This is a genomic window from Mesorhizobium sp. NZP2298 (assembly GCF_013170825.1).
Taxonomy (GTDB): Bacteria; Pseudomonadota; Alphaproteobacteria; order Rhizobiales; family Rhizobiaceae; genus Mesorhizobium.
Window position 1 is genome coordinate 5,237,978 of record NZ_CP033365.1, and the last position, 24,865, is coordinate 5,262,842.

The following is a 24,865-nucleotide window of genomic DNA, read 5'->3' on the forward strand; positions in this document are numbered from 1 at the left end:
GTTTCATCGGCAGGCCGAGCACTGGTGCTGTTGCCCTGCCTCCGGTGGCCATATCAGGCCGGCGGCGACCGGATCAGATCCCGTCAATCATTTTGAACCGCAGATGAACACCGGCATCAGAGCCGGTTCAGAGGCGTTGGGGCATTCTCCTGCGTGTTGAAGGAGACACCACCCGATGCTTGCTCGCCGCTTCACCATCGTCTGCCTGCTGATGAGCCTGTTTGGAATGTTCTTCGCCATCCTCGTCGCCGAAGCGGGCCGTTCCCCCCGCTCCTGGGACGAAGCCGGTTCCAGGACATGCCGCCTCGCCTGCCCCACCCACCTTCGCAACTGAACCAAAGAAACCAGACCTCGAAAAGAAAAGCTCAGACATCATGAACCGCATCGCCGCCAACGCTCTCAAGACCCTTCGGCTTCTGCCGCGGGCGGCGCTTATCCTGATGGTCCTGGCCGCTCCGGTCCTGGCCGTACCGATGATGCGCGCCGATGCCGGCTCGACGATCGAGGCTCCGGCCCTGAAGAAGTCCGGCGTCGGCTTCGTGCTGCTGGTCAGTCTGCAGCGAGGATAAAGAAAAATGGCGCTTTGGGCGCCTTCGACAGCCACACCCCTCCCAACCGCTCGTCCGAGTCTCTATATTGAGCCATGGAAAAGCGAATCTACCCTCAAGCCATCGAATCTGTCGTCATGCCGGAGCCTTTTGGCCGGCAAAGCTTCGACGATGCCGCGAAAGCGGTCGCGGCACTGCAGTTGCTTTATGACCGCAACACCAGGTTCCTGCGCGATTCCTTCGCCGCCCTGGCCGCCGGCGGTGACAGCAGCAAGCGCTACCGCGCCTTCTATCCCGAGATCGGCGTCACCACGAGTTCGTTCACCCAGGTCGACTCGCGCCAAGCCTATGGCCATATGCCGACGCCCGGCCATTTCGCCACCACGATCACGCAGCCGCACTTGTTCGAGAACTACCTGATCGAACAACTTCGGCTGATCATGCGCAACCACGGCGTGGCGGTCACGGTTTCGGAATCGACCACTCCCATTCCATTGCATTTCGCCTTCCTGGAGGGAACTTACGTCGACGGCGCCGCCGCGGAGCGCATCAAGCGGCCGATCCGCGACCTGTTCGACGTGCCGGATCTCGACGGCACCGACGATCAGATCGCCAACGGCACGTTCGAAGTGGCCTTCGGCGAACCAAGACCGCTAGCCCCATTCACGGCGCAGCGTATCGACTACTCGCTGCACCGCATGACGCACTACACGGCGACCAGCCCGCAACATTTCCAGAATTTCGTGCTGTTCACCAACTACCAGTTCTACATTGACGAGTTCGGCGCCCGCGCCCGCGACCTGATGGAAAAGGGCGGCGGCGGTTATGTGGAATTCGTCGAACCGGGCAATGTCGTGACCAAGGCCGGACAAAGCGCGCCGAGCGAAGGCGTTGGACCACAGCGTCTGCCGCAGATGCCGGCCTATCACCTGAAAAAGGCGAACCATGGCGGCATCACCATGGTCAACATCGGCGTTGGCCCATCGAACGCCAAGACGATCACCGACCATATTGCCGTGCTGCGGCCGCATGCCTGGGTGATGCTCGGCCATTGCGCCGGGCTGCGCAACACCCAGGCGCTCGGCGACTATGTGCTGGCGCATGCCTATGTGCGCGAGGACCACGTACTGGACGACGATCTTCCGGTCTGGGTGCCGATCCCGCCGCTGGCCGAGATCCAGGTGGCTCTGCAGGAGGCGGTTGCCGAAGTCACCGGCCTGTCCGGCTACGATCTGAAGCGCATCATGCGCACCGGCACGGTCGCCACCATTGACAACCGCAACTGGGAACTGCGCGACCAGCGCGGGCCTGTGCAGCGCCTGTCGCAGTCGCGTGCCATCGCGCTCGACATGGAATCGGCGACGATCGCCGCCAATGGCTTCCGCTTCCGCGTGCCCTACGGCACGCTGCTTTGCGTGTCCGACAAGCCACTGCATGGCGAGCTGAAACTGCCTGGCATGGCGACCGAGTTCTACAAGCGGCAGGTGGCGCAACACCTGACCATCGGCATCAGGGCGATGGAGAAGCTGGCCGAGATGCCGATGGAGCGGCTGCATTCGCGCAAGCTCCGGAGCTTTTCGGAAACAGCGTTCCAGTAGGTGGCCACAACGCCTCCGTGAGGCAATTCGTCGTCTTGCTCAGGCCGCAATTTGGCCGATAAGCAGATTGAACGGATCGTCAGGCGGCCTTCACCAGACACGACCTCAATGACAACAGGCGCGCGCTTGAAAATGACGGCTGGGTTGGCATTCCTGGCGATGACGGCACTGTCGGCCGCGCTGTTGGCCGGGTTCTTCGGCTCGCTGCACCCCGCCTTCGATTCCTTCTCGCATTTCCGCATGCACTTCAGCGTTCTCATGGCGCTTCTGGCACTGCCGCTGCTCGCCAGCTCGTTTCGGCTGCAAGCGGCAGCGGGGCTGCTCTTTGCCATCACCTGCCTGGCCACGACGGCAGGCGCCCTGCCGAGGCTTTGGCCTCAGCCAGCGGTTGCCAAGCCCGCCGATCAGGCCGTCTACAGCCTGCTGCAGATGAACCTGCGCTTCAACAACCCGACGCCGAAGAAAGTGCTCTCGCTGATCGGCCGCACCAATCCGGACGTGATCACCCTCGACGAAGTGTCTGGCATGTGGACGGCCGAGCTTGGCACCATCACCAGCGCCTATCCCTACCGTATCCTCTGCCCTTACCCGAACGGCATGTTCGGGGTGGCGTTGCTGTCGCGCCGGCCGTTTGCCGCCGACACCGCACCGCGCTGCGAGCCGCGCGGCGCGATGGCGACCGCCACCATCGACTTCGGCGGGATCGGGGTCGATGTCGCCGCGATCCATTTGAGCTGGCCGTGGCCGAAGGAGCAGTACTGGCAGATTGGCGAACTGGCGGAACCACTGGCCGGGCTAGGCGAGACCGCGATCATGGCCGGCGATTGCAACGCCGTGCCGTGGAGCGCGGCGGTGCGGCGGGTCGCGGCTCTCGGCAGGCTGACCGTCATGCCGTCGGCCGGACCGACCTGGATCCACCGGACACTACCCGACTTCCTGCGCCGCTATGCAGGCCTGCCCATCGACCAGGTGTTCAGCAAGGGCGGGCTGACGATCCTGTCGTCGACGCGGCTGGAGGATACCGGCTCCGACCACCTGCCGGTGCTGGTCGAGTTCACGCTGAGGCCGCAGGAACAGAAACCGCTCGATGAGCATGAAACCGCGACCGTTTCCCTGCCGGAGCCAGCGAAGTCGCGCGGTTGAGTTTTAGCCGTCCATCTGTGGCGCGAGCATCAACTTCGCCCGGAAAGCTCGGGTGAAGCGCTATGATTTCGCCAGGGCGTCAACCAGATATTCGACGTGACCGCCTTCCCGGTGCTCGCGCGCGTCAAAGGCGTTTTGCTTGCCCTCGTACTCGTCAAAGACAGCGTCGATTCGCCGGCGTGCTTCGCGCCGCGTTTTGGAGCACTGCCCATCGTTCGCAGCGGTCAGGCCGGTAAGCGATTTCTCGGTCGCCGCCATCATCTGCCTGGCAATTTTGCCATGCGTCTCCTCATGCGTGCGAACACCGGTGAAGAACCGCGCCCAGCGCTTATCGAGCGCCGGCGGGAGCACGGAAGCGACATGTGGGTAGGTGAAATTCAGGTTGAGCGTGCCGTTGGCCTGTTTGATCCGGCAGGAGCCCTTGACCTGAACAAAGTCGAAATCCCAATCCTTGGTATAGCTGGTCTGCGCGATGGCGCGGGCCATGAAGCCATGCCTTGGCCCGTTGCGGTCCATGGATTCGATCAGCGCCTCGCCGGTCGTGCCTGAAATGTCGTATGTCTTCGTCTTGACCAGGACCTTGACGTCCGCCGAGGCGACGGAGGTCAGGCTGCACGACGCGCAAATCGTCGCCAGAACTAAACGTGCGAGCAAGCGCATCCACGCTTCCCTTCAAAGATGACCAACGGCAGCATGCCGTCGGCGCTGAGGGCATTCACATACCCTGGTAGACCGGGCCTTCGCCGCCCTGCGGCGGCACCCAGTTGATGTTCTGGTTCGGATCCTTGATATCGCAAGTCTTGCAGTGGACGCAGTTCTGCGCGTTGATGACGAAGCGCACATCCTTCGCCTCTGGATCGGCGGCGGCATTGCCGTCCTTGTCGACCCACTCATAGACGCCTGCCGGGCAATAGCGTGTCGAAGGCCCGGCAAAGACATCGTGCTCCGAGCGCTTCTGCAGTTCCATGTCGCCGACCAGCAGGTGGACCGGCTCGTTCTCCTCATGATTGGTGTTGGACAGGAACACCGAGGACAGGCGGTCGAAGGTCAGCACGCCATCAGGCTTCGGATAGGCGATCTTCTTGTGCCTGGCGGCGGGCTCGAGCGCGGCATAGTCGGCCTTGCCGTGCTTCAGCGTGCCGAAGGGCGAGATGCCGAACAGCGTGTTCAGCCACATGTCGAGGCCCCCGAGGCCGATGCCGACGATGGTGCCGAAGCGCGACCACAGCGGCTTGACGTTGCGCACCTTCTTCAAATCCTTGCCGATGTCGGTCGCGCGCCAAGCGTCCTCGTAGCTGGAAAGCTCATCATTGGCACGGCCCGCGCCAATCGCCTCGGCGACATGCTCGGCCGCGAGCATTCCCGACAGCACTGCATTGTGGGAGCCCTTGATGCGCGGCACGTTGACGAAGCCCGCGGCACAACCCATCAGCGCGCCGCCAGGGAACGACAGTTTCGGCACCGACTGCCAGCCGCCCTCGGTGATGGCACGCGCGCCATAGCCCAGCCGCTTGGCGCCCTCGAAGGTTCCCGCGATCGCCGGATGCGTCTTGAAGCGCTGGAATTCCTCGAATGGCGAGAGATAGGGGTTCTTGTAATTGAGGTGGAGGACGAAGCCGACCGCCACCTGATTGTCCTCGAGATGGTAGAGGAAGGAGCCGCCGCCGGTCTTCATGTCGAGCGGCCAGCCGAAGGAATGCTGCACCAGGCCAGGCCGATGGTTCTCCGGCTTGACCTGCCAGAGTTCTTTCAGGCCGATGCCGTATTTGCCGGGCTCGCGGCCGTCGGAGAGCTTGTATCTGGCGATCAGCTGCTTGGCGAGCGAGCCGCGCGCGCCCTCGCCGATCAGCACATATTTGCCCATCAGCGCCATGCCCGGCGCGAAGCCCGGGCCATGCGTGCCGTCCTTCTCGACGCCCATGTCGCCAGTGACGACGCCGGTGACGGCGCCTTCCTCATTGTAGAGCAGTCCAGCGGCGGCAAAGCCCGGATAGATCTCGACGCCAAGCGCCTCGGCCTTGGTCGCCAGCCAGCGGCAGACATTGCCGAGGGAGACGATGTAATTGCCGTGATTGTTCATCAACGGCGGCATCAGGATGTTGGGCAGACGGAAAGAGCCGGCGGGGCCGAGCACCAGGAAATGGTCCGCCGTGACCGGGGTCTTGAAAGGATGACCTTCTTCTTCGCGCCAACCGGGCAGCAGCCGGTCGATGCCGACAGGATCGACGACGGCGCCGGAGAGGATGTGGGCGCCGACCTCGCCGCCCTTTTCCAGCACGACGACGGAAAGCTCGGGATTGACCTGCTTGAGGCGGATGGCCGCGGCAAGGCCGGCCGGACCGGCACCGACGATGACCACGTCGAATTCCATGCTCTCGCGTTCGATATCGCTCATCAACCCCTCCGCACTGGCTTGCCGCTGTTGCGTATCTTGCTGGCTCCTGCGCTGCATAGCGCATCAATTGGCGACAGGAAACCGGCGCATACGTGACAATGCGGATTTGGCCAAAAAGTCGCGCATCCCGCCGCATAGTGGCCGTCAGCGCCCCGCGAGAACCGCGGTCCCTGCGTTTTTTAATTGTTCGACGGCTTCCTTATCGGCCATACTTCCCGCCATGCGCATTCCTGGGCCAGCCGGCTTTCCTTCGACGCGCTTTGTTTTCACGCCCGGCCGGGCCTGCCGGGCGATTCTTTTGGCCCTTCTGACATCGGCGCCAGGGTACGCCACGGCGGACGAGGTAAAAGTCTGGGCGACGGGCGCCTACTCCTTCTCCGACGAGCTCGGCGGCTTCCGCATCACCGGAGCCTCAGGCATCGGAACCAAGGACGATCCGCTGGTCATAACGGAAGAGCTTAATTCAGCGACACCGGTGACGCTGACCATCCGCACCACGAAGCCGATCCAGACATTCGGCAAGGCGGGCGAGTTCGCCAACGGCATCATGTATATGCGCATCGACGTGCTCAACAACAGCGGCCAAGCCTGGATCGAATTCCAGTTCGAGCTTCAGGAGATACTGGACCAGCCGAGCGTGTTTGGCGACGGGCTTTCGTTCGACCAACGCAACAAGACGCCCGACAATATCTGGTCCAGCAATTTCGCCGATTTCGACCGCGACTTCGAACCCTACGACCGGTTGCTGTTCAAGAACGGCAAGGTCGATCCGATGAAGACCGCCAGCTTCGAGTTCCTGATGACCGACTACACGCCGCGTTGGACCTTCTATCTGGTGCAGGATCCGCGCATCCCAACGGGATAGGGCGAGCGGCCGGCCTTGCAAATTGCAGCCACGCGGACGAATGTGCGCGCCATGACTGCCGCGTCCCCCAACAGCCCGACCGATATTGCCGACATCCTGGCCTTCTACGCCAGCGCTGGCGTCGATGAAGCGCTGGAAGACGCCCCGGTGAACCGCTTCGCCGAGGCAGCGCCGAGGCCTGTCGAGCGCGCACCGGCGCCGGTGGCGCCCCCTCTCGAGGACAGGGCGCCGGAGCGGCCCGCGGCATCACCCGGTTTGGATGCAAGCAAGGTGCCGGATGCGCCGGCGCGCACAGTGCCCTCCGCCATACCCGACGAGGCGCAGGCCGCTCTCGCCCGGCAAATGGCGGCAAGCGCCTCGACACTGGAAGAGCTGCGCCAGCACATGGCCGCCTTTGATGGCTGCAATCTCAAGGCCACCGCGAAGAATCTCGTGTTCGCCGACGGCAACCCGGAGGCCGCGGTCATGCTGGTCGGCGAAGCGCCCGGCCGCGACGAGGACATTGAGGGTCTGCCCTTCGTCGGCCGTTCGGGCCGACTGCTCGACCGCATGCTGGCCGCGATCGGGCTCGACCGCACCTCGGTCTACATCGCCAACGTCATTCCCTGGCGGCCGCCGGGCAACCGCACGCCGACCCCGCACGAGACCGAAATCTGCCGGCCGTTCATCGAGCGCCAGATCGAGTTGGTCAATCCCAAGGTCCTGGTCAATCTCGGCGGCCCGTCGGCCAAGACCTTGCTCAACACTTCGGAAGGCATTTTGCGGCTGCGTGGCAACTGGCGCGTCCACACCACGGCCGCGGGCACCGCCATTCCGGCCATGCCGACGCTGCATCCAGCCTATCTGTTGCGGACGCCGGCGCACAAGAAGCTGGCATGGCGGGATTTTCTCGAGGTGAAGGCGAAGCTGCGGTCACTCTCCTAGATCGAGATGACGTTGGACTGAAGCATTCCCACTTTTCGGGATCATGCCCTGGCGATAACCTCGCAGGTAATTGAAATGCTATCCCTGTCGGACTAGCCATCCTCCCATGACATCAGCCCAAACTTCCGCCGGCAGTCTTATCCGCGAATGGCGCACGCGACGCCGCATGAGCCAGCTCGACCTCGCCATGGAGGCCGAGATTTCGCAGCGGCACCTGAGTTTTGTCGAGAGCGGACGCGCCGCGCCCTCGCGCGATATGGTGCTGCATCTGGCCGAGCAGCTTTCGATCCCGCTGCGGCAACGCAATCAATTGCTGCTGGCCGCGGGCTTTGCGCCGAGCTTCAGCGAACGGCCGCTCACCGACACGACGCTGGCGCCCGCGATGGCGGCGGTCGAGACCGTGCTCAAAGGGCATGAACCGTTCCCGGCACTGGCCGTCGACCGGCACTGGAACCTGGTTTCGGCCAATGCCGCGATCGCTCCGTTCCTTGTCGATGTCAGCGAGGCTTCCCTGCTGGCGCCACCAGTCAATGTGCTTCGCCTTTCCCTGCACCCCGGCGGCATCGCACCGCGCATCGTCAATCTCCAGGAATGGCGCACGCATCTGCTGGAGCGCCTCAAGCACCAGAACGATGCGACCGGCGACCCGGTGCTGGTCGAACTGGAGCACGAGTTGCGCGGTTATCCTTCCGGCCTCAAAGGCGGCCGGCCGGCACCCGTCGAGCCGAACGCCATCGTGCATCCGCTCAGGCTTGCCCATGGCGATCAGGTGCTGTCGTTCATCAGCACCATCACCGTGTTCGGCACACCGCTCGACGTGACCTTGTCGGAACTGGCGATCGAATCCTTCTTCCCGGCGGATGAGCAGACACGCGCCGTGCTGCTGCGGCTGGCGAAGGAGCGCGGCGAGCGGTCCTGATCAACCCTGAGGCAACATCGCCTTGCGCGTTCGCCTGCGTTCCAGGCCCAGTTGCCGTTCGCGCCAGATGATGAAGATGCCGGCCGCGACGACAACCAGGCCGCCGACCAGCGTGCTGAGCGAGGTCACGTCGCCGAAAACGAAATAGCCGACGACGACGCCGAGGATCATCGAGGTGTATTCGAACGGTGCCACCACCGACGCCTCGGCATGGCGATAGGCCGAGGTCATCAGGATCTGGCCGAGGCCACCGCAGAAGCCGGCCATGATGAGCAGCGCGGCTTGCACTGGTGTCAGCGACTGCCAACCGAAAGGCAGCGTCAGCAGCGAGAGCACGCTCGCGGTCGACGAGAACCACAAAACGATGGTCGCTGTCTTCTCCGTCTGCACGAGATTGCGCACAAGCAGCATGGCGACAGCCGAGATCGCCGCGGCCACCAGCGCGGCCATGACGCCCAGGACCTCCTCGTCGTCGAGCGCTTCATCCGAATTGAGCAGGGTCAGTTCCGGCCAGGAGATGATGAGCACGCCAATGAGGCCGACAGCGACAGCGCTCCAGCGATAGACGCGGATCGTTTCGCCAAGGAAAACCGAAGAAAACACCACGACGAGCAGCGGCTGCGCATAGTTCAGGGTGATCGCCTCGGGCAGCGGTAACCTGGTGAGCGCGAAAAAGCCAAGTCCCATGGCACCAACGCCGACGATGCCGCGCGCGACATGGTTGAAGGGACGTTTCGTGACGAATGCCGTCGCCAGATGCCCTTTCAATGCCAGGAAGGCAATGATCGGGAAGATGGCGAAGAAGGAGCGGAAGAACACGATCTGCCCGGCCGGCACCTCGCCGGCCGCCTTGATGCAGGTTTGCATGCCGACAAAAACCGCCACCGAGACGATCTTGAGCGCGATGCCCCTCAGCGTACCGTGGCCGCCCGTCGTTCCTGGTTCCGCCCCCGCCCCTGATGTCACGTTGGCGATGCACCCCTGATCGTGGCCCAGATGCGCGCCGGCGTTGCAGGCATCTCGATATGCCGGATGCCGTAGGCACGCCACAGCGCGTCGGTCACCGCGTTGAGCGCGGCCGGCGTCGAACCGATCGTGCCGGCCTCGCCCGCGCCCTTGATGCCGAGCGCATTGGTGGTCGACGGCACGTTGCGGGTCTCGAAATGGAAGAACGGAAAATTGTCTGCGCGCGGCATGGCATAGTCCATGAAGCTCGCCGTCAGCAATTGTCCATCCTCGCCATAAATGGTTTCCTCGGTCAGCGCCTGGCCGATGCCTTGCACGACGCCGCCATGTACCTGGCCGGCGAGCAGGATCGGATTCACGGTAACACCGAAATCGTCGACAATCGTGTAACGCACGATGTCGGTCGTGCCGGTGTCGGGGTCGATCTCGACCTCGCAGATATGGGTGCCGTTCGGATAGGTGCATTCGTCCTGGACGAACTCGCCGAAACCCTTGAGATCATCAGGGGTTTTCGCGGCCTTGGCGATGCTGGAAAAATCGATCGTGCGGTCGGTACCGACGATGCGGGCAACCCCGTCGGCCAGTTCGATATCGCCTGCCGAGGCTTCCAGCTCGTCGGCCGCGATGCGCTTGATCTTGTTGGCCAGGTCCTCGCCCGCGCGGGAGGCCGATACACCCCCCAATGGAATGGACCGTGAGCCGCCGGTACCGCCGCCGGCCTTCAATTCGTCGGTGTCGCCCTGGCGGACATGGATCTTGTCGATGTCGAGATTGAGCTTTTCCGACAGGAACTGTGCATAGGCGGTGGCATGCCCCTGCCCGTTCGTCTGGGTGCCGATCTTGAGCGTCACCGTGCCGTCGCCGTTGAGTTCGACAAAGGCCGGTTCGGAGCCAGGAAAGGCGCAAGCCTCGATATAGGTCGCCATGCCGATGCCGCGGATCTTGCCGGCGGTCTTCGCCTGCTCCAGCCGCTGCGCAAACGTCTTCCACTCAGACCGTTCGATGGCGCGGTCCATATGGCCTTCGAATTCACCATTGTCGTACAGGCGGCCGGTCTGCGTGCGATAAGGGAATTGCTCCGGTCGGATGAAGTTGCGGCGGCGGATTTCGTCGACAGGCAGGCCGAGATCATGGGCGCAGGCATCGACCAGCTTTTCCAGCAAGAACGCCGCTTCGGGCCGGCCGGCCCCGCGATAGGCGTCGACCGGGCAGGTGTTGGTGTAGAGGCCGGTCACCGAGACATCGAGCGCCTGGATGTCATAGACGCCGGTCGACATGGTGACGCCGATATAGGGAATGAACGGGCCGTATTGCGAGACATAGGCGCCGATATTGGCGAGCAGCGCGACCTTCATGCCGAGGAAGCGACCATCCTTGTCCATGGCCATTTCAGCCGTAACGGCGTTGTCACGGCCTTGCGCGTCGGTGAGGAAATGTTCGGTCCGGTCGCCGGCCCATTTCACCGGGCGGCCGAGCCGTTTCGCAGCCTCGAGCACCAACGGATATTCCCGGTAGACGAAGCTCTTCGGCCCGAACCCGCCGCCGACATCGGGCGTGATGACGCGCAGTTGGTCCTTCTTGATCTTGAACAGGTTGGCCAGGATGTACTGCATGGAATGCACGCCCTGAGACCCGGTGGTCAGCACCAAGCGGTTCTCCCCGACATTCCATTCGCCTATCGCCGAGCGCGGCTCCATGTAGTTGCAGACCAGCCGGTTGTTGACGAATTCGATGCGGGTGACATGGGCCGCCCTGGCGAAGGCCGCCTTCGTCTTCGCCTTGTCGCCCATGTGGTAGGTGAAGGCACGGTTGGAGCCCAGTTCCGGCCAGACCAGCGGCGTGCCTTCGGCAAGTGCCGTCGCCGTGCCTGAAGCGGCGTCCTCGCCGTCGTAGTCGACATCGATCAGTTCGGCGGCATCCTGCGCCAGGGCACGGCTGTCGGCGACCACAAAAGCAACGGCATCGCCGACATAGTTGACGCGGTCCCGGCACAGGATCGGAATGTCGCGCGTCGGCGCCTTGGTGCCGTCCGGCTGTGCCTGCATGACACCGGACTTGAGATCGCCAAGATGAGCGAGATCCTTGCCGGTCAGCACCAGATGGACACCGGGTGCCTGCCTTGCCGCTTCAGTCGAGCCGATTCTGAAGCTTGCCTTGGCGACCGGCGAGCGCAGGACATAGCCATGCACGACGCCGGCCGGCTTGATATCATCGGTATAGCGGCCCTGTCCCTGGATGAATGCCGCATCCTCGCGCCGCAGCACGGAAGCGCCCATGCCGAATTTCGGTGTGACGACGGTCATGGCTGCCTCGTGATGATGTGGAGAATGAACGCCTGAAATAGGCATCGGTTGAGTTTTGTCGAGGGATCGTTTCGTGTAAAGAGCGCGGACTTCAAATTTCTTGGACCAGCGGGAACTGTCCGCTTCCAACGCAATCGACAGGAAAAACAACGGAATGCGCACGGACACCGGCCAGGTCTTCAAGCTGGAAGACTATCGCCCCAACGACTATCTCATTCCGCAGACCAATCTCACCTTCCGCCTTTCGCCCGAGGCCACAATCGTCACCGCAACGCTGACGATCGAACGCCGCGACGGCGTGTCCGCGGCGGCGCCGTTGGTGCTCGACGGCGACGGACTGATACTCAAGCGCATCGAGATCGACGGCCAGAAGGCAAGTCCGGCGGACCTGCTGGTGACACCTGACCAACTCACCATTCTCAAGCCGCCGGCCACGCGCCGCTTCCAGCTGCTCATCGAAACCGAACTGGCGCCGGCCGGCAACGAAGCCCTGATGGGTCTCTATCGCTCGAACAACGTCTATTGCACGCAATGCGAGGCCGAGGGCTTCCGCCGCATCACCTACTTCCTCGATCGGCCCGATATCCTGTCCGTCTACACCGTGCGGATCGAGGCTCTGCGCGACGAGGCGGCGCTGCTCCTGTCCAACGGCAATCCGATCGACAAGGGCGATCTCGGCGACGGCTGGCACTATGCCGGATGGCACGACCCCTTCCCCAAGCCGTCCTATCTGTTCGCGCTGGTGGCCGGCAATCTCGGCCAGGTGGCCGACAGTTTCGTCACCACATCCGGCCGCGAGGTCGAACTCGGCATCTATGTCGAGCCCGGCAAGGAGAAGCTCGCCGGCTACGCGATGGACGCGCTGAAGCGGTCGATGCGATGGGACGAGGAGGCATTCGGTCGCGAATATGACCTCGACGTCTTCAACATCGTCGCCGTGTCGGACTTCAACATGGGCGCGATGGAGAACAAGGGCCTCAACATCTTCAACGACAAATATGTGCTGGCCGATCAGGAGACCGCGACGGACGCCGATTTCGCCAATATCGAGGCGATCATCGCGCATGAATATTTCCACAATTGGACAGGCAACAGAATCACTTGCCGAGACTGGTTCCAGCTTTGCCTGAAGGAAGGGCTGACGGTTTTCCGCGACCACGAATTCTCCGCCGACCAGCGCTCGCGGGCGGTCAAGCGCATCGCCGAAGTGCGCACGCTGAGGGCGCACCAGTTTCCCGAGGACCAGGGTCCGCTGGCGCATCCGGTGCGGCCGCGCCGCTACCGCGAGATCAACAATTTCTACACGGCGACCGTTTACGAAAAGGGGTCCGAAGTGGTGCGCATGATCCGCACCATCCTTGGGACGGAAGCCTTTCGCGCCGGCATGGACCTCTATTTCGAGCGGCATGACGGCGAAGCGGCCACGATCGAGGATTTCATCAAGGTGTTCGAGGATGCCTCGGGCCGCGACCTGTCGCAGTTCGCGCTCTGGTATCATCAGGCAGGTACACCCAATCTGACGGTCAGTACGACGCACAATCCGGCCGCGCGGGAGTTCACGCTCGAGATCGAGCAGTCGGTGCCGCCCACCCCCTCCGAAAGCCGCAAGCGGTTGATGCATATACCGCTCGCCTTTGGCCTGATCGGCGCCGGCGGCAAGCCTGTCGAGTATAGCGGGGTCGAGGGCGCCAGCGTTGAGGACGGCGTCATCCATGTCCGCAAGCGCCGCCATATGGTACGCTTTTCAGGCGTTGGGGAACGTCCGGCCGTGTCGCTCAACCGCGGCTTTTCGGCGCCGGTGACGCTGTCGGTCGAGCAGAAGGCCGACGATCAGTTCTTCCTTGCCCGCCATGACAGCGACGCCTTCTCGCGCTGGCAAGCCTTCAATACCCTCCTCACCGATGCGCTGATCGCTGCCTTCCGCGAGATCCTTGGCGGCAAGCAGCCTGACTTCACGCCACGGCTGACCGAGCTTGCCGGCCGCATCGCCGGCGACGAGACGCTGGAGCCCGCCTACCGGGCGCTGGCGCTGGCGCTGCCTGGCGATGCCGATATCGCGCGCGACATCGGCAAGAACATCGATCCCGACGCCATCCACACGGCCCGACAGGCCCTTGCGCTGGCAATAGCCACGGCGAACCGGGAACTCTTCGCGCAGCTGTATGATCGCCTCGTGGACAAGGCCGCGTTCAGCCCGGATGCGACAAGCGCCGGACGACGCGCCCTGCGCAACGTCCTTTTGGACTATCTCTCGCTGCTACCGGGCGGTGCGGCACTTGCCGCCGGACATTTCCAGTCCGCCACCAACATGACCGACCGCGCTGCCGCGCTTGCCGTGCTCGCGCATCGTCACCATGGTTCGCCGGAGGCAAACAAAGCGCTGGCGGCTTTCGAAAAGACCTATGCGTCCGACCCCCTGGTCATGGACAAATGGTTCCAGATCCAGGCCAGCGTACCGGGGCCGCAGGCTGTCGACACGGTTCGTGCCTTGACTGCTCATGCAGGCTTTTCCATGGCAAATCCAAATCGGGTACGCTCGCTGATCGGCACATTCTCCAGTGCAAACCAGACCGGTTTCCATCGCCCCGACGGCGAAGGCTACCGGTTCTTCGCGCAAACGGTGCTTGAGGTCGAAAAGCGCAATCCGCAAGTGGCGGCAAGGCTGGCGACGGCACTGAGATCATGGCGTTCGCTCGAACCGGGCCGGCAGGCCAAGGCTAGGGAAGCCCTGCTTTCGATCGCCAATGCCGAAAACCTGTCGGCGGATCTGCGCGATATTGTCGAGCGCACGCTGGCCTAGATACCCTCGGCCTTCTCCCACATGGGAGAGGGCCGAGGCGCGGCGCCTCCAAAACCGATTATTTTAGTCGATTTTTAATCTTTTTTCGCCGGACCACTGGACAAGGCGAATCACCTTTGATTCTTTACTGACGATTCGGAAGTGCGGCGTTTGCCGGATCACAAAGCAGCATAGGCAAATTCGGGGAGTGCCATTTATGGCGAAGGCGGACGCGTGGGGCGCGCCCGGTGGGATGGCTTTTGCGCGTCGCGAGACGCGCGGCGACGGCCTTGCCGGGAATACGCGGCTCATCGCCGAACCGGCCTACAAGCGGCTTCTGGCCGCCGAACCGCTGCTGCGCCGGTCGATACCGGCCCTCATCATCATCTTCCTGCTCGTCATCGCGGCGCTTCGCGTGCTGTCGCTGATGAACGAGCGCGACGACGTCGAGCGTGATGCCAAGGCGATCCTGACACTGGCGGCGGGCCAACTGGCCAGCTCTCTTGCCACCACTTCGGACCCCCTGCCCGGCGCCATCCAGGACCTGCTGGAGACCACCAGCCGTCAGGGCGCGATGGGCCGCAGCCATGTGCTCGTCATCACCGACAGCGCCTTCAAGATCACCGCGGTGACGCCGCGCTCGATCCCCTGGCAAGGCCATTCGCTCGACGGCCTCGTCCAGGGCGGCCAGCCACTATTCATGTTCGGCGACCGCGCTGGCGTCATGGAGGTCAGCATCGGCGGCCAGGACTGGTATGCCGCGGTCAGCGTCGCCAAGGATCGGAAGGGAGCAGCGGCGGCTCTGGTGCCGCAGGACGCAGTCTTCGACACATGGCGCAAGACCGTCTCGCTCAACGTCACGCTGTTCGTGCTGACGGCCGGCGTCCTGATCATCATCCTCTATGCCTATTTCGGGCAGGCGGCGCGCGCACAGGCCGCCGACCGCATCTACCTCGAAGCGCACCAGCGCATCGACATGGCGTTGGTCCGCGGCCGCTGCGGCCTGTGGGACTGGGACATGGTACGCGGCAAGATGTACTGGTCGCGCTCGATGTACGACATGCTGGGCTACGAGCCCTGCGAGACGATGCTGTCCTTCGGCGAGGTCGACGAGATTATCCATCCCGAGGACGGCGACCTGTTCGACCTCGCCAACAGAATTGTCGCCCGCGAGATCGACCACATCGACCAGGTGTTCCGGATGCGGCATGCCGATGGCCAATGGGTGTGGATGCGTGCCCGTGCACAGGTCATGGATCCGGAAGCGCCGGAAATCCAGCTTATCGGCATCGCCGTCGACGTCACCGAGCAGCGCCATCTGGCGCTGCGGTCCGAGGCGGCCGACCTTCGCCTCAGGACCGCGATCGAGAACATCAATGAATCCTTCGTGCTGTGGGATTCGACGCAGCGGCTGATCATGTGCAACTCCAAATACCAACAGGACAACGGGCTCTCGGATCGCGACGTGATGCCAGGCGTGACGCGCGCTTCCCTGGAAGAGCGCATGCTGGCCTTTGCTTCCGAGCGCAGGCTTGCCAACACCAATGGTCCGCAAGGCGGCGCCACTTTCGAACGGCAGCTGTCCGACGGCCGCTGGCTGCAGGTCAACGAACTCAAGACCAGGGATGGAGGCATCGTCTCTGTCGGCTCCGACATCACCCAGATCAAGCTGCATCAGGAGAAACTGGTCGACAGCGAACGCCGGCTGATGGCGACGATCCATGATCTCAGCCTCGCCCGCCGGGCCGAGGAGGAACGGTCTCGCGAACTGGTCGACCTCAACCGCAAATATATGAAGGAAACCGAGCGCGCCGAAGCGGCGAACCGGGCCAAATCCGAATTCCTGGCCAACATGTCGCATGAATTGCGTACACCGCTGAACGCCATCATCGGCTTCTCCGAATTGATGGAACAGGGGCTGTTCGGCCCGCTAGGGTCGGAGCGCTACGAGGAGTACGCAACCGACATCAACAGCAGTGGCAAATATCTGCTCGGCGTGATCAACGATATTCTCGACATGTCCAAGATCGAAGCCGGCCAGTTCTCGCTGGACCAGGAACAGATCGACCTCGGGCCGCTGATCAGCGAGACGGTGCGTGTCGTCTCGCTACAGGCCGCGCAGAAAGCGATCACCGTGGAGACACGCATCGCCGACGCGCTGACCTTGTTCGCCGATCGCCGCGCGATCAAGCAGATCGTCATCAACCTCCTGTCCAACGCGGTGAAGTTCACCGGCCAGGGCGGCCACATATCGGTCAGGGCCCGCAACACGTCGGCAGCCCTGGTGCTGACCATCGAGGACAATGGCTGCGGCATCCCGAAGGAGGCGCTCGGCAAGCTCGGACGGCCCTTCGAACAGGTGCAGAACCAGTTTTCCAAGAACCATGCCGGATCAGGCCTTGGCCTCGCCATCTCGCGCTCGTTGGCCGAGCTCCAGGGCGGCGCGCTGAAGATCCGTTCGACCGAAGGCGTCGGCACGATCGTGTCGGTGCGCATTCCGGTGAAGAAGGCGCCGGCGGCGGTCAGGGCCGCCGCTTGAGCGGCAGGCTCCGAGCGATATCGCTGGAGCCTGGATCAAACAATCTTATTGGACGCTGCCGTCGTCATCCGATTGCCGAGGATGGCCAAAGTGGTGGCCCTTCGGCAGTTCGCTCTTCTCGATCTTGCCGTCATTGTTCTTGTCGAGCATGGCGAACACCTTCTTCTCGCGACCGGTGATGTCATCCGTGGTCAGCGTGCGGTCGCCCCTGGTGTCGTAACGGGCGATGATGCGCCTGGCCATGCGTTCGAAGCGCGCCTTCTCCAGCGCGTCAGCGAGTTGGGCGACGGTCAGCTTGCCGCCATTGGCGGCAGCGAGCTTCTTCAGCCGCGCATTCATGGCGTCCGAAAACTGGTCGAAGGTGATGGCGCCGTCTGAATCGCTCATCGCCTTGTCGAGGCGGGCCATCATGCCGTCGCGCATTTTCGCGCTGGCATTGTTTTCGGCATAGGCGGTGGTGCCGACGGCGCCGGCAAGTGCTGCGAAGGCAAGGGCAAGCTTGGTTGACTTTCTCATGGTCTTCTCCTGTTGCATCGTCACCCCCGATGCGAGAGCGGCGGATCTTCGGTCCTGTTGCCGCTCTATCTCTTTGTCGAGCATCGGATCTTCCCAAAACCGGTTTCCACTTTTGGGTCCGATGCTTCGACAGCTATTTCACGGTCGTCCGGCGCGAAGCAAAAGGTCAAAGTCCTTCCTGACCTTTTGCGACGTCTCCTTGAGGTGTGCTTCCAGCACACCGAAATCCGGCAGGTCGGTAACCGCCAGCAGCAGATCCGAAAGCCCTGGCGGAACGTCGTCGCGCTCAAACGGCCCGGTGAGACAAAGCCGGGTCATCTGGGTCAGCGCTAGGTAAAGTGCGAAGGCGGCAGCAAGCTCCTGCCTGACGCCGGCATCGGCGAAGCCAGGGCCGAGGCGGGACAGAATCTCGGCCGTACCGGTGACACGCGGCCCTTCCTCGACCTGCCCGGTGATGACAGCCACTTGGGCGATGAATTCGAGATCGATGAGCCCGCCGGGGATCAGCTTGATGTCCCAGGGGTCACGCGCCGGCTTTTCCTTCTCGATCATGGCGCGCATGTCCGCGGCCTCGGTCTTCACCTTTGCCGCGTCGCGCTGCTGGCCAAGGACGGAGGCAACTTCCGCTTCGACCTCGGCGCACAGGCCGGCGTCGCCACCAATGGCGCGTGCGCGCGACAGCGCCATGTGCTCCCAGGTCCAGGCCTCCTGGCGCTGATATTTCTTGAAGGCATCGATATGGGTGGCCACCGGCCCCTTGTTGCCCGACGGCCGCAGCCGCAGGTCAAGTTCGTAGAGCACCCCTTCCGCCGTTGGCGCCGATACCGCCGAAATCAGCCGCTGCGTCATGCGGGTGTAATAGTGGGAAGGCGCCAGCGGCTTGTCGCCTTCGGAATCCTCGGCGTTCGCCTCATGGTCGTAGAGCAGGATGAGGTCGACATCCGACCCTGCGGTCAATTCGCGGCTGCCGAGCTTGCCCATGCCGAGCAGCGAAACCACACCGCCAGCGATCATGCCGTGCCGCGCCGAGAATTCGGCGGTCACCGCTTGCAACGCCGCCTCGATGGTGAGATCGGCGAGATCGGAAAAGGCGCGGCCGGCCCGGGCCGGATCGATTGAACCGGCGAGCAGCCGCACCCCGATCAGGAACTTTTGCTCCGAGGCAAAGATGCGCAACCGGTCGAGCACCTCCTCATAGACCCTGTCACCTTCGAGGAAGGCGGAAAGACGTGCCGAGAGATAGGCACGATCAGGCAGTTCGCTGAGAAGAGCGGGGTCGAGCAGGCCGTCGAACACATGCGGCCGGCGTGTAATGATCGCCGCCAGCCGAGGCGCCGCGCCCATGATCGTCGCCATCAGCTTGAGCAGCGCCGGGTTCGACTGCAGCAGCGAGAACAGTTGGATGCCGGCAGGCAGGCCGGCAAGGAATTCGTCGAAACGGATCAAGGCTTCGTCCGCCCGGCGCGTCTGGCCGAAGGCCTTGAGCAAGGCCGGCGTCAATTCCGTCAGCCGCTCGCGCGCCTCCGCCGACTGGGTGACGCGGTAGCGCCCGAAGTGCCAGCCGCGGATGACACGGCAGATGTCGCTCGGCCGCTGGAAGCCGAGACCGTGCAAGGTCTGCAGCGTGTCGGGGTCGTCGACATCGCCGGTGAAGACCAGATTGCCGATGCCCGCCGAAAGCTCGGGTGCCGTTTCGAACAGCGCCGCATAGTGGCGTTCGACCTGCTGCAGCGAGGCGCGGAATGCCAGGGAAAAGGCAGCCGCGTCGGCAAAGCCCAGCATATGGGCGATCCGCTCAAGCCCCTCATCGTCTTCCGGCAGCGTATGCGTTTGCTCGTCGGCCACCATCTGGATGGCGTGTTCGACACGGCGCAGGAACCAGTATTGGCTGGCGAGCGCATCACGCGCCTCAGTGGTGATCCAGCCGCGTGCGGCAAGCTGGCCGAGCATCGGCACGGTTTCGCGGCCGCGTAGTTCAGGGAAGCGGCCGCCGGCGATGAGTTGCTGGGTCTGGACGAAGAACTCGATTTCGCGGATGCCGCCACGGCCGAGCTTGACGTTGTGCCCCTTCACGGCGATCTCGCCATGGCCCTTGTGGGCGTGGATCTGGCGCTTGATCGAGTGGACATCGGCAATCGCCGCGTAGTCCATGTACTTGCGCCAGATGTAGGGCTGCAGCTCCTTGAGGAAAGCAGCACCCGCGGCCAGATCGCCGGCCACCGGACGCGCCTTGATCATCGCCGCACGTTCCCAGTTCTGGCCACGCGCTTCGTAGTAGCGTAGCGCGGCCTCAACGGGGATCGCCAGCGGGGTCGAACCGGGATCGGGACGCAGCCTCAGATCGGTTCGGAAGACATAGCCGTGCTCGGTGCGGTCCTGCAGGATGCGCACCAGTCGTCGCGTCAGTCGCGAAAACAGCTCGGTTGCGTCGAGAGGATCGACGACGGCGGGCGATTCCGGGTCGAAGAAAACGACAAGGTCGATGTCGGAGGAGAAATTCAGTTCATGCGCGCCGAGCTTGCCCATGCCGAGCAGGATCCAGCCCGATTGTCGCGAGGGGGTGTCAAGATCAGGCAGTTTGAGCTTGCCCTGGCCGTGGGCGTCGCGCAGAAGGAAATCGACGGCCGAACGGGTGCAGGCGTCGGCAAGATCGCTCAGCCGCCGCACCGTCAGCGACGTTTCCGCCTCACCGGCGAGATCGGCCAGCGCGATCAGGAAATGCGCCTCGGCCTTGCACTGGCGCAATTCCATCATCAGGCTGGATTCGGAAACTGTCTCTGCCAATGCCGACTGGTCGATCGCGGCGGTGATCGCTTTCAGGCGGGCCTCGACCGGCTGATCGAAAAGAGCATCCAGGATCCGCGGCCGGCGACGCGCCGTATCGCGCAAAAACGGCGAGAGGTCGAAGACAGCAGCCAGGAAATCCTGGCCCTCCCCCTTGGCGTTCAGGAATTTGGCCAGCCTTGTCAGCCCTTCTTCGCGTGCCGCCGCGGCAATGTCGGCCAATTCCTGTCGCGCCTGGCCATCATCGAGCGGGGCGAGCCCAACCGCCGGCTTCAGCAACCAGTCCGTGACCGTCCGTTTCGCGACCGCAGCCATTAGTGATCCTCCCGTGCGGGGAAACTCATGACCACGGATAGTCCCGGATTGCCAGGCAGGAGATCAAGCCGCCCATAGTGGAACGTCATGACCGCCTTGGCGAGGCTGAGGCCAAGGCCGGAACCGGGCTGCGAACGGCTCTTCTCCAGCCGCACGAAACGTTCGGTCGCCCGGGCGCGATCGGCATCGTCCGGAATGCCCTGGCCGTTGTCGGCGACACAAAGCCTGATCTCGCCATGCGTCCGCTTGAGCGTCACACGAACCGCCGGCTTGGACGTGGAATCCGTCGAGTATTTGATGGCGTTATCGACGATGTTGGACAGCGCCTGGCCGATCAGCTCGCGGTTGCCGTCGACGAGAAAAGCACCGTTCACGTCGGCTTCGAGCGAAACGCCAGCCTCTTCAGCCACCGGCTCGTAAAGCTCGACGACATCACGCACCGCCGCCGCCAGATCGACGCGGTTGGTGTGTTCGGACGAATATCCGGCCTCCAGGCGGGAGATCATCAGGATGGCGTTGAAGGTCTTTATCAACTGGTCGGACTCGGCGATGGTGCCTTCCAGCGCCTGGCGATAATCGGCGGGCTTGTGCTTGCCGGAAAGTGTCGCTTCGGCCCGGTTGCGCAGCCGGGTCAGCGGCGTCTTCAGATCATGCGCGATGTTGTCGGAAACCTGCTTCAGGCCTTCGTTGAGCGTCGCGATCCTGGCCAGCATGGAATTGAGGTTTTCCGAAAGCCGGTCGAACTCGTCACCGGCGCCGGTCACCGGCAGCCGGCCCGACAAGTCACCGCCCATGATGCGGCGGCTTGCCTCCGAAACGCTGTCGATGCGCTTGAGCGCGGCGCGGCCGACAAAGAACCAGATCAGGATGCCGCCCAAGCCCATCATGCCAAGCGCCAGCGTCAGCGCACGGCGGATGACAGCGCGGAAACGTTCCGGTTCGCCAAGGTCGCGGCCGACCAGCATGATCATCTGGTTGGGCAGCCGCAGCACCAGTGCAATGGCGTTGTGGCCCTGCGCGCCTTCGGTCTGCTGGGCCGCGCTGCCACCAGTTGCGGGAGGTGTCGTCTGGTCGGTCGTTCCGCTGCGCAGGCGGTCAAGCTCACCTTCTCCGAAGCGTTTGTAGGAGAACGGCTCGGTCGTCCAGCCCTCGGTGTCGATCACCCCCGGTTCGAGGCTCTGCACGTTGCCGGTCAGGATCTGGCCATTGGCGTCGGCGATCAGATAGAGATTGGCGCCTGGCTGACGCGATCGTGCCTCCACCACCCTGACCAGAACCGGCAGGCCACCGCGTTGATAGGCCCGGGCAAGACCGAGCACTTCGTCGTTGATGGTCTCCTGCGTCTGCGACGTCAGCATGCGCGCCGACAGCGAGGTCATGTAGAATACAAGCAGCACGGCGCAGAGCGCGAAGAGCAGGAGGTAGAGCGCCGAGAGCCGCGCTGCCGTCGTCCTCATGATGGCGGGCACGGAAAGCGCCATGCTGCCGCCTAGATCAGCATGACGATTGGTCGAATCGTCATGCTGATCTAGCTCTTTGTTTGAGCATGATCTTTGGACAAACGGAGCCGTTTGTCCGAGAAAACCGGTTCCCATTTTTCGGGATCATGCTCTAGCCGCCCTTCAGCATGTAGCCGGCGCCGCGAACCGTATGCAGGATGGGCTTATCGAAGCCTTTTTCAATCTTGCCGCGCAACCGCGAGACGTGGACATCGATGACATTGGTCTGCGGGTCGAAATGATAGTCCCAGACATTCTCGAGCAGCATGGTGCGCGTCACCACCTGGCCAGCGTGGCGCATCAGATATTCGAGCAAGCGGAATTCGCGCGGCTGCAGCGTGATCTCGCGCGCCGCACGGCGGACCGAATGCGACAGCCTGTCGAGTTCGAGATCGCCAACACGGTAGACTGTTTCAGCCTCCTTGGCGCTGGCGCGCCGGTTCAACACCTCGACGCGGGCCAAAAGCTCGGAGAACGCATAAGGCTTGGTCAGATAATCGTCGCCGCCGGCGCGCAGCCCGGTGACCCGGTCATCGACCTCGCCCAGCGCCGACAGGATCAGCACCGGCGTGGTGTTGCCCCGGGAGCGAAGACCGGCAATGACCGACAGGCCGTCGCGGCGCGGCATCATCCGATCGATGACCATCACGTCATAGTCACCGGCATCGGCAAGCGCGAAACCGGTTTCGCCATCGCCGGCGACGTGGGCGGTATGACCAGCCTCGGCAAAGGCTTTCTGCAGATAATCCGCAGCTTCGCGATCATCTTCTATGACGAGAATCTTCATAGGGCCGTTATACGCGATTTCCCTGGAAGGTTGAGTAGCCGGCATCTGCATTTTAGCCTTTGCCAAAGCGCATCGCGATCAAGATGATCGAGACCAAGCGCGATAAGATCTTGTTCCCTGGTGGTCTTCATCCCGAACATGCCTGCTTTCGGGACATGATCCTGAGATCACCACATCCTCTCGCCCCAGGTCCGAGGGAATGTTTTTAGGCGGCTTCCAAAATGTGCGGCAGCGGGCGATGGGAGGCCCGCTGCCGCTGGAGGAGAGCACGATGACTGACTAACGTACCCGGCTCCATGCTTTCCCATGCGGCGGCTCGGGGGTGTTTGAACCCGCCGCATCGGAAAAGTCGTTGTCAGCCCTTGGCGACAGGCAGCGCGACGAAACGATTGTTGTTGTCGCGGGTGATCTGCATCAGCACCGCCTTGCGGCCGGACTTCACCGCGTCGGTCATCGCCTTGGTGACGTCCTCGGTGCCGTTCACCTCGTTCGAATTGACAGCGGTGATGATGTCGCCCGGCTGGATGCCGCGGTCGGCGGCATCGCTGTCGGGGTCCACATCGGTGACCACAAGGCCCTTGCCGTTTTCGGACTTGGTGACGGTGAGGCCGAGATCGGCCAGCGTGTCGGGCTTTGCCGGAGCGGCGGGTTGCTGTTGCTGGTCGTTCGAAGCCTGCTTGTCGCTGGCCGGCAGCTTGCCGAGATCGACCTTGACCGTCTGGCTCTTGCCGTCGCGCCAGACGGTGACGTCAACCGACTTGCCCGGTGAATACGCACCAATCAGGCGGGCGAGTTCCTTCGGCGATGCAACGTCCTTGCCATCGACCTGGGTGATGACGTCACCAGCGGTGATGCCTGCCTTCTTGCCGGGGCCATCGTCCTGGGCGCTGGACACCAACGCGCCATTGTTGGACTTCAGGCCAAGCGACTCGGCGATATCAGACGTGACCGGCTGGATTTCGACGCCGAGCCAGCCGCGCTGCACCGCACCGCTCTTCATCAGATCGCCGACAACCTGCTTGGCGGTCGAGGCAGGAATATCGAAAGCGATTCCAACGCTGCCGCCCGAGGGCGAGAAGATGGCCGTGTTGATGCCAACCACCTGGCCGTTGAGGTTGAAGGTCGGGCCGCCCGAATTGCCGCGATTGACCGAGGCGTCGATCTGCAGGAAATCGTCATAGGGGCCGGCGCCGATGTCACGACCGCGCGCCGACACAATGCCGGCGGTGACGGTGCCGCCGAGGCCGAACGGATTGCCGACGGCCACCACCCAGTCGCCGACGCGAACCTTGGAATCGTCGGCGAAATCGACATAGGTGAACTTGCCGCCCCCTTCGACCTTGAGTACGGCGAGATCGGTGCGCGGATCGGTGCCGACCAGCTTGGCGTCGAGTTCCTTGCCGTCATTGGTCACTACGGTGAAGGCGGTGCCCTCTTCGACGACATGGTTGTTGGTGACGAGATAGCCGTCCTCGGAAATGAAGAAGCCGGAGCCCTGGGCCACCGGGCGCGGCTGGTCATTGTTGCGGTCGCGGTGACCGAAGCGACGGTGGCCATCGTCATTCTGGCCGCCCTGGTCGCCAAAGCCGCGGAATTCCTTGAAGAAACGGCGCAACTGCGGATTGTTGGGAAGATTGTCGAAGCCATCCTGGTCGTCGGAACCGTCATCGGCGGTCGGCTGGATCTTGGCCTTGACCTTGACGCTGACCACGGCGGGCGAAACACGCTCCACGACATCGGCGAAGCTCGGAACCTGCGGGGCCTCGACACGCACGGCGTCGGCCAGGACGGGGCTGGTTCCACTGGTCAACGCGCCAACACCGATCGCGCCGGCAATGGCGACGGACGCGGCGGCAGCCAGGAGACGCTTACGGGTGCGGGAATATGAATTGGGGGCAATATTCATGGGGTCTCGTATCCTCTTTCAAATGGACCTGCCTTGATCGGCATCCTCGAAGAGAGAGAATTAGAGCGGTCCACATTAC

General features: G+C 63.3%; 18 protein-coding genes. 9 read left to right on the top strand and 9 right to left on the bottom strand.

What is annotated here, in order from left to right; translation table 11 throughout:
• Positions 1–175: 175 nt before the first annotated feature.
• The 4 genes from EB231_RS25480 (at position 176) to EB231_RS25495 (ending at position 3,289) form a co-directional block, all read left to right on the top strand.
• Positions 176–334: a hypothetical protein gene (locus tag EB231_RS25480; RefSeq protein WP_172351237.1), complete on the top strand. Its 159-nt coding sequence runs from the start codon at positions 176–178 to the stop codon at positions 332–334.
• Between the two features lie 40 nt (positions 335–374).
• A complete protein-coding gene (locus EB231_RS25485; RefSeq protein ID WP_056563514.1) occupies positions 375–569 on the top strand; it encodes a hypothetical protein in 195 nt (64 codons plus the stop codon).
• Between the two features lie 116 nt (positions 570–685).
• Positions 686–2,146 carry an AMP nucleosidase gene (locus EB231_RS25490; protein ID WP_246740717.1) on the top strand — a complete coding sequence of 487 codons (1,461 nt, stop codon included), beginning with the start codon at positions 686–688 and terminating at the stop codon, positions 2,144–2,146.
• 132 nt (positions 2,147–2,278) lie between these two features.
• Positions 2,279–3,289, top strand: coding sequence for an endonuclease/exonuclease/phosphatase family protein (locus EB231_RS25495; RefSeq protein WP_172351239.1), 1,011 nt, complete (start codon positions 2,279–2,281; stop codon positions 3,287–3,289).
• A 60-nt stretch (positions 3,290–3,349) separates the two neighbouring features.
• On the opposite strand, the gene EB231_RS25500 is transcribed toward EB231_RS25495, so the two are convergent.
• Together EB231_RS25500 and EB231_RS25505 are read right to left on the bottom strand one after the other, a co-directional pair.
• Positions 3,350–3,949: a DUF922 domain-containing protein gene (locus EB231_RS25500; protein WP_172351240.1), complete on the bottom strand. Its 600-nt coding sequence runs from the start codon at positions 3,947–3,949 to the stop codon at positions 3,350–3,352.
• Between the two features lie 55 nt (positions 3,950–4,004).
• The gene (locus tag EB231_RS25505) at positions 4,005–5,684 is read right to left on the bottom strand and encodes an electron transfer flavoprotein-ubiquinone oxidoreductase (protein ID WP_172351241.1); all 1,680 of its coding nucleotides are present in this window, start codon (positions 5,682–5,684) and stop codon (positions 4,005–4,007) included.
• 220 nt (positions 5,685–5,904) lie between these two features.
• Here EB231_RS25505 and EB231_RS25510 point away from each other — a divergent pair, with 220 nt between their 5' ends.
• The 3 genes from EB231_RS25510 to EB231_RS25520 all read left to right on the top strand — a co-directional run bounded on the left by EB231_RS25510 (position 5,905) and on the right by EB231_RS25520 (position 8,392).
• A complete protein-coding gene (locus tag EB231_RS25510; protein WP_172351242.1) occupies positions 5,905–6,549 on the top strand; it encodes a hypothetical protein in 645 nt (214 codons plus the stop codon).
• A gap of 51 nt (positions 6,550–6,600) precedes the next feature.
• Entirely contained in the window at positions 6,601–7,473 is an 873-nt protein-coding gene (locus EB231_RS25515) for a uracil-DNA glycosylase (protein WP_172351243.1), read from the top strand.
• A gap of 106 nt (positions 7,474–7,579) precedes the next feature.
• Positions 7,580–8,392, top strand: coding sequence for a helix-turn-helix domain-containing protein (locus EB231_RS25520; RefSeq protein ID WP_172351244.1), 813 nt, complete (start codon positions 7,580–7,582; stop codon positions 8,390–8,392).
• On the opposite strand, the gene EB231_RS25525 is transcribed toward EB231_RS25520, so the two are convergent.
• On the bottom strand, positions 8,393–9,358 hold the full coding sequence (locus EB231_RS25525; protein WP_172351245.1) for a DMT family transporter: 966 nt from the start codon (positions 9,356–9,358) through the stop codon (positions 8,393–8,395).
• Positions 9,355–11,661 (bottom strand): xanthine dehydrogenase family protein molybdopterin-binding subunit, encoded by a 2,307-nt coding sequence (locus EB231_RS25530; RefSeq protein ID WP_172351246.1) that lies wholly within the window; start codon positions 11,659–11,661, stop codon positions 9,355–9,357. Before EB231_RS25530 ends, EB231_RS25525 begins: the two co-directional genes overlap by 4 nt.
• Positions 11,662–11,815: 154 nt before the next feature.
• Between EB231_RS25530 and pepN the strand changes: the two genes are divergently transcribed.
• Entirely contained in the window at positions 11,816–14,461 is a 2,646-nt protein-coding gene (gene pepN / locus EB231_RS25535) for an aminopeptidase N (protein WP_172351247.1), read from the top strand.
• Positions 14,462–14,657: 196 nt separating this feature from the next.
• A complete protein-coding gene (locus tag EB231_RS25540; RefSeq protein ID WP_172351248.1) occupies positions 14,658–16,979 on the top strand; it encodes a PAS domain-containing sensor histidine kinase in 2,322 nt (773 codons plus the stop codon).
• Between the two features lie 45 nt (positions 16,980–17,024).
• Here EB231_RS25540 and EB231_RS25545 read toward each other — a convergent pair whose 3' ends face one another.
• The 5 genes from EB231_RS25545 to EB231_RS25565 form a co-directional block, all read right to left on the bottom strand.
• The gene (locus EB231_RS25545; RefSeq protein ID WP_172351249.1) at positions 17,025–17,495 is read right to left on the bottom strand and encodes a hypothetical protein; all 471 of its coding nucleotides are present in this window, start codon (positions 17,493–17,495) and stop codon (positions 17,025–17,027) included.
• A 138-nt stretch (positions 17,496–17,633) separates the two neighbouring features.
• Positions 17,634–20,594, bottom strand: a complete 2,961-nt coding sequence (locus EB231_RS25550) for a bifunctional [glutamine synthetase] adenylyltransferase/[glutamine synthetase]-adenylyl-L-tyrosine phosphorylase (protein ID WP_172351250.1) — start codon at positions 20,592–20,594, stop codon at positions 17,634–17,636.
• Positions 20,594–22,075: a sensor histidine kinase gene (locus EB231_RS25555; RefSeq protein WP_172351251.1), complete on the bottom strand. Its 1,482-nt coding sequence runs from the start codon at positions 22,073–22,075 to the stop codon at positions 20,594–20,596. The genes EB231_RS25550 and EB231_RS25555 overlap by 1 nt, the downstream gene beginning before the upstream one ends.
• Before the next feature lie 130 nt (positions 22,076–22,205).
• Entirely contained in the window at positions 22,206–22,880 is a 675-nt protein-coding gene (locus EB231_RS25560; protein WP_027041628.1) for a response regulator transcription factor, read from the bottom strand.
• A 355-nt stretch (positions 22,881–23,235) separates the two neighbouring features.
• Positions 23,236–24,786 carry a Do family serine endopeptidase gene (locus tag EB231_RS25565; RefSeq protein WP_172351252.1) on the bottom strand — a complete coding sequence of 517 codons (1,551 nt, stop codon included), beginning with the start codon at positions 24,784–24,786 and terminating at the stop codon, positions 23,236–23,238.
• Between the last annotated feature and the right edge of the window lie 79 nt (positions 24,787–24,865).

What these genes read in the sequence shown, in the direction of transcription:
- EB231_RS25480 (WP_172351237.1), top strand. Translation starts at nt 176, where the DNA reads ATGCTTGCTCGCCGCTTCACCATCGTCTGCCTGCTGATGAGCCTGTTT.
- EB231_RS25485 (WP_056563514.1), top strand. Translation starts at nt 375, where the DNA reads ATGAACCGCATCGCCGCCAACGCTCTCAAGACCCTTCGGCTTCTGCCG.
- EB231_RS25490 (WP_246740717.1), top strand. Translation starts at nt 686, where the DNA reads ATGCCGGAGCCTTTTGGCCGGCAAAGCTTCGACGATGCCGCGAAAGCG.
- EB231_RS25495 (WP_172351239.1), top strand. Translation starts at nt 2,279, where the DNA reads ATGACGGCTGGGTTGGCATTCCTGGCGATGACGGCACTGTCGGCCGCG.
- EB231_RS25500 (WP_172351240.1), bottom strand. Translation starts at nt 3,949, where the DNA reads ATGCGCTTGCTCGCACGTTTAGTTCTGGCGACGATTTGCGCGTCGTGC.
- EB231_RS25505 (WP_172351241.1), bottom strand. Translation starts at nt 5,684, where the DNA reads ATGAGCGATATCGAACGCGAGAGCATGGAATTCGACGTGGTCATCGTC.
- EB231_RS25510 (WP_172351242.1), top strand. Translation starts at nt 5,905, where the DNA reads ATGCGCATTCCTGGGCCAGCCGGCTTTCCTTCGACGCGCTTTGTTTTC.
- EB231_RS25515 (WP_172351243.1), top strand. Translation starts at nt 6,601, where the DNA reads ATGACTGCCGCGTCCCCCAACAGCCCGACCGATATTGCCGACATCCTG.
- EB231_RS25520 (WP_172351244.1), top strand. Translation starts at nt 7,580, where the DNA reads ATGACATCAGCCCAAACTTCCGCCGGCAGTCTTATCCGCGAATGGCGC.
- EB231_RS25530 (WP_172351246.1), bottom strand. Translation starts at nt 11,661, where the DNA reads ATGACCGTCGTCACACCGAAATTCGGCATGGGCGCTTCCGTGCTGCGG.
- pepN (WP_172351247.1), top strand. Translation starts at nt 11,816, where the DNA reads ATGCGCACGGACACCGGCCAGGTCTTCAAGCTGGAAGACTATCGCCCC.
- EB231_RS25540 (WP_172351248.1), top strand. Translation starts at nt 14,658, where the DNA reads ATGGCGAAGGCGGACGCGTGGGGCGCGCCCGGTGGGATGGCTTTTGCG.
- EB231_RS25545 (WP_172351249.1), bottom strand. Translation starts at nt 17,495, where the DNA reads ATGAGAAAGTCAACCAAGCTTGCCCTTGCCTTCGCAGCACTTGCCGGC.
- EB231_RS25550 (WP_172351250.1), bottom strand. Translation starts at nt 20,594, where the DNA reads ATGGCTGCGGTCGCGAAACGGACGGTCACGGACTGGTTGCTGAAGCCG.
- EB231_RS25555 (WP_172351251.1), bottom strand. Translation starts at nt 22,075, where the DNA reads ATGGCGCTTTCCGTGCCCGCCATCATGAGGACGACGGCAGCGCGGCTC.
- EB231_RS25560 (WP_027041628.1), bottom strand. Translation starts at nt 22,880, where the DNA reads ATGAAGATTCTCGTCATAGAAGATGATCGCGAAGCTGCGGATTATCTG.
- EB231_RS25565 (WP_172351252.1), bottom strand. Translation starts at nt 24,786, where the DNA reads ATGAATATTGCCCCCAATTCATATTCCCGCACCCGTAAGCGTCTCCTG.